Below are 11,975 nucleotides of genomic sequence, written 5' to 3'. Positions count from 1 at the left end.
GACGATGGCGCTGGCTGTCATGGCGCTGCGCGCGCCGGTGCTGGCCCTTGCCCGGATATTCGCGGCAGGCGGGGTACTTGCCGTTGGCCGGGTATTCGCCGTTGCCCGGATATTCGCCGTTGCCCGGGTACTCGCCGTTCGGCGCGTACTCGCCCTTGGCTGGGCACTTGCCTTTGCCGGCATGCTGGTGCTGCCGGCCCGTGCCGGCGGCGGCGCCCCGGCCAATGTGCAGGTGGTGCGCATGTGGACACTGCTGTCCGGCGGCGATGGCGCGCGCATGCGGGCCCTGGTCGACGGCTTCAATGCGTCGCAGCGTGAAGTGCGCGTCGAAAGCACCACGCTCAAATGGGGCGAACCCTTTTACACGAAGCTGATCACGGCGGGCGTGGTGGGCGAGGGGCCCGATGTCGCCACCATCCACCTGTCGCGTCTGCCCAACCTGGCCGGTGGCGGCGTGCTGCGCCCGATCACGCCGGCCGAGCTGGATGCCGCCGGCCTGGCCGGCACCGACTTCCTGCCGCGCCAGTGGGACCGCTCGCAGTACGGCAACGGTACGTATGCGATCCCGCTCGACATCCACCCGCTGGTCCTGTACTACAACAAGACGCTCGTCGGCCAGGCCGGCCTGCTGGACGGCCAGGGGCGGCTGAAACCCATCGTCGGCATGGCGGCACTGACTGCGGCGTTCCGCGCCGTGAAAGAGCGTACCGGCAAGGACGGCCTGGCGATGGAGGCGGCGCAAAGCACCTATGCGATCTGGCGCCTGTGGCTGTCGCTGCTGGCGCAGCAGGGTTTGCAGGTCGTGGACAAGAACCGCTTCGCGTACGGACCGGCCGGCGAGCACACGCTGGCCGCGATCGCGCACTGGTTCCAGGCCGGGTACGCGACGCCGGGCCTGAACTATCCGGCCTCCACCAGCCAGTTCATGGCCGGGAACGCGGGCTTCATGCTCAACGGCGCCTGGGAAGTGCCGGAGCTGGTGCGCGGCACGCGCGACGGCACGCTCGGCTTCCGGTACGGGATCGTGCCGCTGCCGGCGCTCTACGGCAACGCCAGCGCATGGGCCGATTCGCACGGTTTCGCAGTGCCTGCCAATACCGGCAGGCCGCTCACGCCCGCCAGGATGCAAGCCGTGCTGCGCTTCGTGGCCTACGTGAGCCGTCACTCGCTGGGCTGGGCCGAAGGCGGCCACATTCCTGCGTATCGGCCGGTGGCGGAATCGGCCGCGCTGCGCACGCTCATGCCGAACGCGGAATACGCCGGCGCAGCACCGAACGTGGTCTACGACCCGCCCGGCTGGTACATGGGGGCGGCCGGCCCGGTGGAGGCGATCGCGTCGAAGTTCCTGCCGGCGCCGCTGTCCGGGCAGCTGACGCCGGCCGATGCGCTGCGCCGCTTCGAGACGGAGGCGCAGCGCCTCGTCGACAAGCGCCCACCCCAGTATTAGGAGGGATGATGCGGCGCCGTACCGAGACCCTGTCCGCCATGCTGCTCCTGCTGCCGTTCATGGCGGCCTGGGTGCTGTTCTTCCTCGTGCCGGCGTGCCAGACCCTGTACCTGAGCCTGACCGAGAGCAGCCTGACGCGCACCAGCGGCATGGTCGGCCTCGACAACTACGCCATGCTGGTCCGCGACCCGGCGTTCTGGTCCTCGCTTGGCAATACCTTCCGGTTCGCCCTGCTGACGGTGATACCGCTGACGATCCTCGGCCTGGCGATGGCGCTGCTGGTCGACCGGTTCAGCAAGGCGGGCGCGTGGCTGCAGGGCGCCTTCTTCCTGCCGTATGTGCTGCCGATCTCCGTGATGACCCTCATTGCGGACTGGATGCTGCATCCTTCACTCGGTATCGTCAACCAGCTGCTGGGCATCCGGCGCGCCTGGTTCGGCGACGTGGTGTGGGCGATGCCCGCCGTGGCGATGGCCACCGTGTGGTGGACCGTGGGATTCAACATGCTGATGTTCGTGGCCGGCCTGCGCAATATCCCGCGCGAGCAGTACGAGGCGGCCGCCCTCGACGGCGCGCGCGGCTGGACGCTGTTCCGCCACATCACCTGGCCGGCGCTGCTGCCCGTGACCGTCACGGCGCTGGTGCTGCAGCTGATCGCATCGCTCAAGGTGTTCGGCCAGACCTACATCATGACGACCGGGGGGCCGTTCAACACCACGCGCGTCACGCTGCACTACATGTACGAGACGGCGTTCACGCAAAGCGATGCGGGTTATGCGGCGGCGATCGCAATGGCGTTCGTCCTTGTCGTGGTGGCCCTGTCGCTGCTGCAGGGCTGGCTGTTGCGGAGGCGCGCATGACCCGCGGGCACACGCTGCACTGGACCGCGATCGCCGTCGTGTCGGCCACGCTGCTGGCCATGCTGTGGGTCGCCCCGCTGCTGTGGGCCGTGTCGACGGCGCTGCGGCCCGAGTACGAGACCATCTCGCCCGTGCTGCACCTGCTGCCGCAGCACTGGACGTTCGCATCGTTCGCGAAGGTGCTCGGTGCCGGCAACGTCACGCGCTGGCTGTTCAACAGCGCGCTGGTGGCGCTGCTGGTCACCGTCATCACGATGTTCGTCAGCCTGCTCGCTGCCTTTGCCTTTTCCCAGCTGCGCTTTCGTGGCCGCGACCTGCTGTTCGCGCTGGCGATGCTGGCGCTGCTGCTGCCGTTCGAGGCGCTGCTGGTGCCGCTGTTCCGCACCATGAACCAGCTCGGTCTCATCAACACCTATGCCGGCATCGTGCTGCCGCAGGTGGTGTCGCCCGTGGCGATCTACGTGTTCCGCCAGTTCTTCGACCAGGTGCCGGACGATTTCCGGGAGGCCGCCGTGCTCGATGGCGCATCGCCGCTGCGGGTGCTGTGGAGCGTGTACCTGCCCATGTCCGGCAATATCGTCTGGGCGATGGCGATCGTCACGTTCATCGGGGCCTGGAACAATTTTTTGTGGCCGTTCATTATCGTCACCTCGAACGACATGATGACGATCCCGCTGGGCCTGACGCAGACCTACGATGCCTTCGGCGTGCAGTATGCGCACCTGATGGCGGCCGCGCTGGTGGGCGCGCTGCCCGTCGCGCTGGCGTATCTGGTGTTCCAGCGGCGCGTGACGCAGGGGCTGCTGGCCGCGACGGGACTGAAAGGATAGCCGTGGCGAGCTGCTGCTGAGTCGCATCCCCGCAACCTTTGCGGCAGGCGCGGGCGCAAACGCGTTGGCATCGCCGCCGGCTTGTGACTAAGATCGGACAGCTCACCCAGGCGGAGCAGCGAGCCTGGCCCATCATAAGAACGGAGACCGCCATGAGTTCAACGAGGGTCGCGCCACGCCGCGCCGCCGCATCGCTATGCCTGCTCGCCGCCGTGCCGGCGCTGGCCCAGGAACCACCCACGCAGCCCGCCGAACCGGCGGTGCAGCAGGCCGCTGCCGCATCACAGTCCTCAGCACAGTCCGCAGCACAGTCCGCGCCCCAGTCCGCGCCACCTGAGGCCGGCGTGCAGGGCGGACCGATCGCCACCGTGGAAGTGACCGGCATCCGCCGCAGCATCCGCACCGCCGAGCAGATCAAGCGCGATGCGATGCAGGTCGTCGATTCCATCAATGCGGACGACATCGGCAAGTTCCCCGACCGCGCCGCCGGCGACGCGCTGCAGCGCATCGCCGGCGTGCAGGTGGGCCGCGACCGGGGCGAGACTTCGTCCGTCACCATCCGCGGGCTGCCGGACGTGGTCACCACGCTCGACGGCAACGACATCTTCACGGGGCGCGGGCGCCGGCTCGCCTACCAGGACCTGCCGGTGCAGTCGATCGCGGGACTGGACGTGTACAAGTCCGCCACCGCCAACCAGCTGGAGGGCGGCATCGCGGGCGCCGTGAATATCCGGCTGCGCGCGCCGTTCGATTATCCGGGACTGACCGCCACCGGCTACGCGGAGAACCGCCGGCAGAAGGTCAATGGCAGCTCGGCGGCCGAGACGCGCAACAGTCCCGGCGGCGGCTTCTTGCTCAGCAACCGCTGGAACACGGGCGCGGGCGAGATGGGCCTGCTGTTCGATGCGGCCTACAACAAGGACCGCTGGGGCTATCCGGTGCAGTGGGTGGACCGGCCGGACCGGCTGTTCTCGGTGGGCCAGGATGGCAACGCGGTGCGCCTGAACGACAACCAGCCGGTGGCGCCGCTGCAGCCGGGCGACCGGCTGGGCAGCCTGCCGAACGTGGGCGGCATCTACAACGGCGGCGACCGCGAACGCTTTTCCGCGCACGGTGCCTTCCAGTGGAAGATCAACCCCAGGCTGGAATTCACCACGCAGTACCTGGGCACCGGCTACCGCTCGCGTGCGGAAGTGGACTACATCCTGGCGATCGTCGGCTGGGCGCCGCGGCTGAACAATGTGGTGCTGGGCGAGCGGGGCTGCGCCACGCCGGAAGGCACCATCTGCCCGATCGTCTCGGCGAATGCGCCGGCCGCCCAGTTCGGCGGACCGTACGACTGGGACCCCTACGTGGCCACCAGCGCCTGGGGCGTGAAGGAACATACCAACACGCACAACCTGAACCTGTCGCTGCGCTGGCGCGACGGACCGTGGGATGTGACGTCGGCGCTGGCGTTCACGCGCACCAAGTTCGTCAACGACACCGTGATCGTCGACCAGCAGATCCCCCAGGCCGACGTGGGCGTGTTCACCTATGGCCGTGATGGCCACGGCGGCTACAACTACGTGAGCTCGCCCGGCAGCGCGACACCGCTGCGCGATGCCAGCCAGTTCGTGCTGCGCGGCCTGGTGCAGAACTGGGAAGTCTCCGAAGGCCGGCAGACGCAGTGGCGCACCGATGCGACGTATAAACTGGGCGATGGCTTCGTGCGCGCGCTGAACGTGGGCGTGCGGCTGTCCTCGCGCGAGACCGACTCGCACTCGGCGGAAGGGCACAGCGATGTCGATGCGGCGGCGCGGCCCAATCCGGTGGCGCTGTTCGGGCCCTCGTTCGAGAGCCTCAGTCCCGGCCTCGACCGCCTCGGCGGCCAGTACCTGGTGCCGTCGCGCGACTTCCTGATCGACCAGGCGGACGTGGTGCGGGCCGGCTACGGCGCCGCGGCGGGCCGCGTGCCGGATGATCCGACGCGTCAGTTCGACCAGCGCGAGCGCAGCGGCACCGTCTACCTGAACGGCCGCTGGCAGACGGTGCTCGGCGGCGTGGAAGTGAGCGGCGATGCCGGCGTGCGCGTCATCCATGTGAAGCGCCGTCTGCAGGGCACCAGCCGGGTCGGCGAGGTGATCACGCCGGTCAACCTGGAGACGTCCGAGAACAACGTGCTGCCCAGCGTTTCGGCGCTGATCGGCTGGCGCGACAACCTGCAGTCGCACCTCTCGATCGGCAAGACTATCACGCGACCGGACTTCCAGCGCCTCAATCCGGCGCTGTCGCTGATCCCGCCGACCGTCAATGCGCCCGGCACGGGCAGCGCAGGCAACGCGAACCTCGATCCGACCAAGTCGGTGAACACGGATGCCACGCTGGAGTACTACTTCCGCAACAACGGCTACGCGCAGATCGCGCTGTTCCACCGCGATATCGACGGCTACCTGCAGAACTTCACGCAGGACGAAGTGATCGGGGGCCAGACCTACCGCGTGACGCGGCCGCAGAACTCCGGCAAGGGCACGCTGAAGGGCGCCGAATTCGGCATCCAGAAATTCTTCGATTTCCTGCCCGGGTTCTGGAGCGGCTTCGGCGCGCAGTTCAACTACACGTGGATCAGCGGCGACAACGAAACGCGCCTCGATCCGGGCTCGCCGGTGCTGACGAAAACGCGGCTGATCGACGTGGCGAAGAAGAGCCACAACGTCGCACTGCTGTACGAAGGCCATGGCCTGACGGGCCGGCTGGCCGCCACGCGCCGCGGCGACTACGTGGAGCAGATCGCCGAGCTGCGCTTCCTGCAGGACCGCTTCGTGAAGGCCTCGACGTACGTGGACCTGTCGCTCTCCTACGAGATCACGCCGCGCATCTCGGTCTCGTTCGACGCGATCAACCTCACGAAGGAAAAATTCGAGAGCTATCTGGAAGATACTTCGCGCCCGCGCGACATCCGCTACACCCCCACGACCTACGGCGTGGGCCTGCGCTTCAAGATGTAAGGATCCGTCATGCCCGGCACGTTCACCAAGCCCGCAACCTTTACCAATCCCGTCTACCCGCACACGATGGCGGATCCGTTCGTGCTGAAGCACGAAGGCTTCTACTATGCGTACGGCACGGCGCCGGGGGGCGCCGACGGGCGTGCCTTTCCCGTGCTGCGCTCGGCGGACCTGGTGCAATGGGAGCCGCTGGGCTTTGCCCTCGTGCCGCCGGGTGGCACCGATTTCTGGGCACCCGAAGTCGCGTACCGCGACGGCACGTTCTACCTGTACTACTCGGCGCAGGGCATCGAGGGCCGCGACCACCAGCTGCGCGTGGCCACCAGCACGGACCCGGCCGGTCCCTTCCTCGATGCCGGCGTAGTGCTGGTGCCGGACCAGCCGTTCTCCATCGACGCGCATCCGTTCCAGGACGACGACGGCACGTGGTACCTGTTCTACTGCGTCGACTTCCTGGAACTGGAAGACGATCACCGCGTGGGCACCGGCATCGTCGTCGACCGCATGATCGACATGCAGACGCTGGAGGGCAGGCCGCGCATGGTCGCCCGGCCGCACGAGGACTGGCACCTGTTCCTGAAGGAGCGCGCCATGTACGGGGATGTCTACGAATGGCACACGGTGGAAGGCGCCTCGGTGCTCAGGCATGACGGGCTGTATTACTGCTTCTATAGCGGCGGGGCCTGGGAGCGCGAGAACTACGGCGTGAGCTGGGTCGTGGCGGACCATCCGCTCGGACCGTACCGCCGGCCGGCCGATGGCGGACGGGCGCTGCTGATGTCCACGCTGCCCGGTGCGCTGATCGGACCGGGGCACAACTCGTTGGTGCAGTCGCCGGGCGGGAACGAGACCTGGATCGTCTACCACGCGTGGGGGCCGGACCGCACGGGGCGGCGCATGTGCATCGACCGGCTGCGCTGGGAGGATGGCCGGCCGGTGACGGACGGGCCGCTGGCATCGGCGCAGGCCGCGCCGGATTAGTGTCCTGCCATCCGGCGAAAACAAGCCACCAACAAGAACGGGCGCCGCGGCGCCCGTTTCGCTTACAGCCCGCGGCGGTCGCCAGGGCAGGCCAGCACCCGCTTGATCGTGGCAGCCTTGATGCGCTTGCGCGTCAGGAACGTGTGGGCATCCTTCAGGCCGGTCGATTGCTGCAGCAGCAGCGCGCGGTTGATCAGCAGTTCGGTATCGACATCGGTTCGGGAATAAGCGCGGCGGACGGTGTACATCGTGTCTCTCCTTCGGTGGTGGCTTGTTGCGGATGAATGTTGGGTTCATCGTAGGGTCCGGCGGCGGACGCGACCGTGCGCCAGTTCACGTAATTGTTAAATGTTCAAGCAGGGCAACACTGATTCATATCATCCCGGCATTTCACATTTCCACGACAATTTCCTTGAAGTAATTGCTCTGTGGCACAATATGCTGCAATATTGCAGCTGTCCCCAGCCTTTTTGCCAACCCTTTACAGGCCGTTGCCCGCGCGGCGGCCGGCGTTTGCCTTCCTGCGTCCCGGGAGGACGCGCCAAACCGCTCTGGAGCCTCACATGAAATCCGAAAACGACCAGCTGCCCAACGTCGCCGCCGACGACGACGGACTGAGCTACAACCCGAACCGCCTGATCGATGCGCTGCTCGACATCATGCGCCTGAAGAACGATGCAGCGCTGGCCCGCTCGCTGGAAGTGGCGCCGCCCGTGATCAGCAAGATCCGCCACCTGAAGCTGCCGGTCGGCGCGTCGCTGCTGATCCGCATGCATGAAGTGAGCGAGCTGTCGATCCGCGACCTGCGCTACCTGATGGGCGACCGCCGCAAGAAATTCCGCATCAGCCCCACGCACTTCAAGCCGGAAGAGGGCATCTAAGCAGGTCGCCCGGCGTCCGGGGCCGTGCCCGCGGCGTCGCGCACCCGCATCCGTGACAGGGGCAGGTCGCGGATGCGCAGGCCGAGCGCATCGGCCACGGCATTGGCGATCGCCCCCGCCGTCGGTCCCTGCGCCGCTTCGCCGGTGCCGAGGAACGGCGCGCCGGGACGGTCGACCAGGTGGACTTCCACGCGGTCCGGCACCTGCCCGAAGCGCAGGATCGGATACGCTGCCCAGTCCACCGTGACGGGACCCTGTTCGCCGAGGCGCGCCTGCTCGATCAGCGTCCAGCTGCAGGACTGCAGGATGCCGCCCTCGATCTGGTTGCGCACGCCATCCGGATTGACCACTTCGCCGCAATCGACGGCCGCCACGCAGCGCGTGATGCGCACGTAACCCGTATCCGCCGAGGCTTCCACTTCCAGCGCGATGGCCGCGAAGGCGGCGAGATTCTTGTAGCGCGCGAACGCGAAGCCGCGCCCCCGTCCCGCCTGTCTTTTATAGCCATTCCAGCCGAACCGTTCGGCCGCCAGCCGCACCACGGCCACCGCACGCGGGTCGGCGAGATGGCGCAGCCGGAAGGCCACCGGATCGGCGCGCGCGGCGCGGGCCAGTTCGTCCATGAAGCTTTCGATGGCAAACACGTTGCCGTAGGCGCCCAGCGAACGGAGGGCCGAGGTGCGCACCGGTGCCGTGGCCTGGAAATGGTGCACCACGCGCGCCGCCGGCAGCGTGTAGTACGGAATGGCGTTGCGGTCGCCAGCGCCTTCCGGCTGCGGCGACGGTTTTGCCGGCGGCGGCGTGAACGGCTCGGCGAGCAGCGTGCCAGCCAGCAGATTGCCGGCCTTGCCGGGCCGCGTGTTGTGCGGCGGGCTGTAGACATCGTGGCGCCACGCCGCGATGCTGCCATCCGGCGCCAGCGTGGCACCGAGGTCGATGGCCATCGGCGGACCGTGGGGCTCCCAGGCGTGTTCGTCTTCTCGCATCCACTGCACGCGCACGGGCCGGCCGGGCAGGGCGCGCGCCAGCAGCACCGCATCGGCGGCCACGTCGTCGGCACCGTTGTGGCCATAGCATCCGGACCCTTCCACGTGGATGCAGCGCAGCGCTTCTTCTTTCACGGCGAGCAGCTCGGCCAGCGCCTTGCGCAGCGGGTAGACGCCCTGGCTGTGCGTCCACACGGTATAGGCGCCGTCGCGGTACAGGGCCAGCGCGCAGGACGGGCCGATCGAGCCGTGCAGCTGGAATGGTTTCGTGTAGCTGGCGGCATGCCGCAGTGGCGCGGCGGCGAGCTCGCCGCGGTCAAGGATCATCACGTCCTGCGACGCGCGCTCGCGCAGCGGTGGCAGGGCAGGCAGCGGTGGCACGTGCCATTGTGCGGCCCGCTGTAATGCCGCCGCGGCCTTGACGGCGCGGTACTCGCGGTCGGCGATCACGCCCAGGAAGCGGCCATCGCGCACCACTTTCAGCACGCCCGGCAGGCGCTCGACGGCGGCGGCATCCAGTGAAACGAGCGTTGCCAAAGCGGAGGGCGGCCGTACGATGCGGGCATGCACCATACCTTCCGGCCGCAAGTCCTGCAGGTAGGCGGCGCCGCCGGAGACCTTGGCGGGGATGTCGACTCTGGCCAGCGAGCGGCCGGACACGAACCGCGCGCTGCCGCCGCGCAAGGGCGCTTCCGGCGTGGCACGCAGGTTCAGCTGGCGCCCGGCCAGCAAGGCGCCGTAGGACAGCTTGCGGCCGTCCGGCGCATGGACCACGCCATCGACGATGCGCAGTGCGCTGGCCGGCATGGCGAGCTGCCTGGCCGCCAGCGCGACGAGCGTCTCGCGCACTTGCGCCGCGGCGTGCCGGATCGCCATGCCGCTGTCCTGCATCGAGTGGCTGCCGGCCGTGTAGCCTTCGTCCGGCGTGCGGTCCGTGTCCGCGGTGATCAGATGGATGCGGCCTGGCGCCACCACCAGCTGCTCGGCGGCGACCTGCAGCAGCGCGGTGCGGATGCCCTGTCCCAGTTCTGCCTTGCCGGTGCGGACCGTGACGGCGTTGTCCGCATCGATGCGGATCCAGGCGTCCAGCATCGGTGCCTTCGCCAGGCTGCCGGGCAGTTGTTCCCCTGCCACGGCGGCCATGGCGGGGCGCAGGCTGAACGCCAGCACCAGCGCGCCGCCGCCGGCCAGCACGCGGCGCCGGGACGGCGACCGGGGGCCTGTCATGCGCTCCGCCCCTCGTGCAGCGCCCGTTCGATGGCGCGCATGATGCGCATGTGCGTGCCGCAGCGGCACAGGTTGACGGCCATGTGGCGGCGGATCTCGGCCGCCGACGGCGTGCCGCCCCGCTCCAGCAGTGCCTGCGCGCGCACCATCATGCCGGCGATGCAGTAGCCGCATTGGGCGGCCTGCTCGTCGACGAAGGCGCGCTGCAGGGCGCCGTTGGCCAGCGATTCGACCGTGCGCACCTCGCGCGTGCCGATGGTGGCGACGGGAACGAGGCAGGACATGACCGCTTCCTTGTCCAGCAGCACGGTGCAGGCACCGCACTGGCCCAGGCCGCAGCCGAACTTGGCGCCGTTCAGTTTCAGGTCGTCGCGCAGCACGTACAGCAGCGGCGTGTCGCTGTCGGCGTCCACGCTGTGCTGGCGGCCGTTGACGTTCAATCGGAAAGTGGTCATGGGCGCTCCGTTGGGCGGAACGATTCCGCGACATGGGTGGACAGGTACGGCCAGGCCGGCGCCCCGGCGCCATGGCGGCGCAGGTAGGCGGCCAGGGCGGCCACCTGGGCTTCTGTGAGGATGCCGCGGAAGGCGGGCATGGTTCGGCCAGGCGTGCCTTCCGGTGGCGCGATGCCGTCGCGGACGATGCGCAGCAGGCTGCGCGGATCGGGATCGTGCAGCGCCACGCCCAGCGGCAGGCGCAGGCCGCTGCCGGAGGACGCGGTGCGGCCCAGGTCATGGCAGCGCGCGCAGGCATCGGCATACACGCTGGCGCCCAGGCGCATCTGCGCCTCTTCGGTCGCGGCCGGTGACGGCAGGGTCGGTGCCGCCGCCCGTCGCGCCGCATCGGCCACGCGCGCGGCCGGCGGACTGCCCATCAGCGTGACGATATAGCCGGCGATGGCCCGCACGTCGCGTTCGTCCGCACGGGCCAGGCTGTGCACCACCTCCTGCATCGGGCCGCCGGCGATGGCATGGTCCGGCGCGATGCCGGTGCGCAGGTAGGCCGCCAGCTGGCCGGCGGTCCAGGGCACGGGCGAGGGCGACGACCGGTCCAGCGCCGGCACGTACCAGCCAGCCGCTTCACCGCCGGCGAACGGCCGTTTCAGGTCTTCGGCGCCCAGCATGTTGCGCGGCGTGTGGCAGGCGCCGCAGTGGGCCAGCGCATCGGCGAGGTAGGCGCCGTGCTGCAGTTCCGCCGATCCCGTCGCGGCCGGCCGGGGTGCATCGCGATCCAGGAACAGCAGGTTCCAGCCGGCCAGCAGCGGCCGGACGTTCAGCGGGAACGGCAGCTCGTTGGCGGCTGGCGGCGCATGGAACGGCGTGCGTGTCATCAGGTAGGCATACAGCGCATCGATGTCGCCGTCGGCCAGCCGCGAGAAATGATCGTAGGGGAACGCGGGATACAGGTGGTGTCCGTCGCGCGACACGCCCTTGCGCAGCGCGCGGGTGAAGGCGGCGCGGCTCCAGGTGCCGATGCCGGTCGCCACGTCCGGCGAGATATTCGTGCCGTGGATGGTGCCGAACGGCGTATCGACCGGATAGCCGCCGGCGAACGGCCGCGCCGCATCGACCGTGTGGCAGCCCATGCAGTTGCCCACCGCCGCCAGCCGGGCGCCCTGCGCCACCAGTGTCGGCGCGAAGTCCTGCGGTGCCGCGACGGGCGCGATCGGCGGCCGCCAGGCCAGCAGGAACAGGCCGGCAAGGAGCAGCACGGCGCCCAGGATCGCCCAGGGGGCCTTGCTGCGGCGTGGCGGTGCTGCCTGCATCGATGGTCCTT

At 69.1% G+C, this 11,975-nt stretch carries 10 protein-coding genes; 6 read left to right on the top strand and 4 right to left on the bottom strand.

The genetic code is table 11. The features are described from left to right. The first annotated feature begins 4 nt into the window (after positions 1-4). From IP91_RS07185 to IP91_RS07165, 5 genes are all read left to right on the top strand, one after another. The gene (locus IP91_RS07185; RefSeq protein ID WP_229474055.1) at positions 5-1,447 is read left to right on the top strand and encodes an extracellular solute-binding protein; all 1,443 of its coding nucleotides are present in this window, start codon (positions 5-7) and stop codon (positions 1,445-1,447) included. A gap of 8 nt (positions 1,448-1,455) precedes the next feature. Continuing rightward, positions 1,456-2,307: a carbohydrate ABC transporter permease gene (locus IP91_RS07180; protein ID WP_229474053.1), complete on the top strand. Its 852-nt coding sequence runs from the start codon at positions 1,456-1,458 to the stop codon at positions 2,305-2,307. Then, positions 2,304-3,137 carry a carbohydrate ABC transporter permease gene (locus IP91_RS07175; RefSeq protein WP_145648126.1) on the top strand — a complete coding sequence of 278 codons (834 nt, stop codon included), beginning with the start codon at positions 2,304-2,306 and terminating at the stop codon, positions 3,135-3,137. Before IP91_RS07180 ends, IP91_RS07175 begins: the two co-directional genes overlap by 4 nt. A 152-nt stretch (positions 3,138-3,289) precedes the next feature. Further along, positions 3,290-6,124 carry a TonB-dependent receptor gene (locus IP91_RS07170; RefSeq protein ID WP_145648125.1) on the top strand — a complete coding sequence of 945 codons (2,835 nt, stop codon included), beginning with the start codon at positions 3,290-3,292 and terminating at the stop codon, positions 6,122-6,124. 9 nt (positions 6,125-6,133) lie between these two features. Continuing rightward, positions 6,134-7,105, top strand: a complete 972-nt coding sequence (locus IP91_RS07165) for a glycoside hydrolase family 43 protein (protein WP_145648124.1) — start codon at positions 6,134-6,136, stop codon at positions 7,103-7,105. A gap of 62 nt (positions 7,106-7,167) precedes the next feature. Here IP91_RS07165 and IP91_RS07160 read toward each other — a convergent pair whose 3' ends face one another. Then, positions 7,168-7,353 carry a hypothetical protein gene (locus IP91_RS07160; protein WP_145648123.1) on the bottom strand — a complete coding sequence of 62 codons (186 nt, stop codon included), beginning with the start codon at positions 7,351-7,353 and terminating at the stop codon, positions 7,168-7,170. A gap of 315 nt (positions 7,354-7,668) precedes the next feature. Here IP91_RS07160 and IP91_RS07155 point away from each other — a divergent pair, with 315 nt between their 5' ends. Further along, complete coding sequence (locus IP91_RS07155) at positions 7,669-7,986, top strand: hypothetical protein (protein ID WP_145648122.1); 318 nt, start codon at positions 7,669-7,671, stop codon at positions 7,984-7,986. Here IP91_RS07155 and IP91_RS07150 read toward each other — a convergent pair. Genes IP91_RS07150 through IP91_RS07140 form a run of 3 tightly spaced genes read right to left on the bottom strand, consistent with a single transcriptional unit; the run spans position 7,983 to position 11,964 of the window. After that, positions 7,983-10,199, bottom strand: a complete 2,217-nt coding sequence (locus IP91_RS07150) for a xanthine dehydrogenase family protein molybdopterin-binding subunit (RefSeq protein ID WP_145648121.1) — start codon at positions 10,197-10,199, stop codon at positions 7,983-7,985. The two genes, IP91_RS07155 and IP91_RS07150, sit on opposite strands and share 4 nt — an antisense overlap. Then, on the bottom strand, positions 10,196-10,654 hold the full coding sequence (locus IP91_RS07145; RefSeq protein ID WP_145648120.1) for a (2Fe-2S)-binding protein: 459 nt from the start codon (positions 10,652-10,654) through the stop codon (positions 10,196-10,198). Before IP91_RS07145 ends, IP91_RS07150 begins: the two co-directional genes overlap by 4 nt. After that, positions 10,651-11,964 (bottom strand): cytochrome c, encoded by a 1,314-nt coding sequence (locus IP91_RS07140; protein ID WP_145648119.1) that lies wholly within the window; start codon positions 11,962-11,964, stop codon positions 10,651-10,653. Before IP91_RS07140 ends, IP91_RS07145 begins: the two co-directional genes overlap by 4 nt. Positions 11,965-11,975 lie beyond the last annotated feature (11 nt).

It is taken from the genome of Pseudoduganella lurida (assembly GCF_007830455.1).
Lineage (GTDB): Bacteria > Pseudomonadota > Gammaproteobacteria > Burkholderiales > Burkholderiaceae_D > Rugamonas > Rugamonas lurida.
This window is presented reverse-complemented; position numbering and strand designations above follow the sequence as displayed.

Coding starts and splice junctions, on each gene's coding strand:
- IP91_RS07185 (WP_229474055.1), top strand. CDS start 5: ATGGCGCTGGCTGTCATGGCGCTGCGCGCGCCGGTGCTGGCCCTTGCC.
- IP91_RS07140 (WP_145648119.1), bottom strand. CDS start 11,964: ATGCAGGCAGCACCGCCACGCCGCAGCAAGGCCCCCTGGGCGATCCTG.
- IP91_RS07170 (WP_145648125.1), top strand. CDS start 3,290: ATGAGTTCAACGAGGGTCGCGCCACGCCGCGCCGCCGCATCGCTATGC.
- IP91_RS07160 (WP_145648123.1), bottom strand. CDS start 7,353: ATGTACACCGTCCGCCGCGCTTATTCCCGAACCGATGTCGATACCGAA.
- IP91_RS07180 (WP_229474053.1), top strand. CDS start 1,456: ATGCGGCGCCGTACCGAGACCCTGTCCGCCATGCTGCTCCTGCTGCCG.
- IP91_RS07175 (WP_145648126.1), top strand. CDS start 2,304: ATGACCCGCGGGCACACGCTGCACTGGACCGCGATCGCCGTCGTGTCG.
- IP91_RS07155 (WP_145648122.1), top strand. CDS start 7,669: ATGAAATCCGAAAACGACCAGCTGCCCAACGTCGCCGCCGACGACGAC.
- IP91_RS07150 (WP_145648121.1), bottom strand. CDS start 10,199: ATGACAGGCCCCCGGTCGCCGTCCCGGCGCCGCGTGCTGGCCGGCGGC.
- IP91_RS07165 (WP_145648124.1), top strand. CDS start 6,134: ATGCCCGGCACGTTCACCAAGCCCGCAACCTTTACCAATCCCGTCTAC.
- IP91_RS07145 (WP_145648120.1), bottom strand. CDS start 10,654: ATGACCACTTTCCGATTGAACGTCAACGGCCGCCAGCACAGCGTGGAC.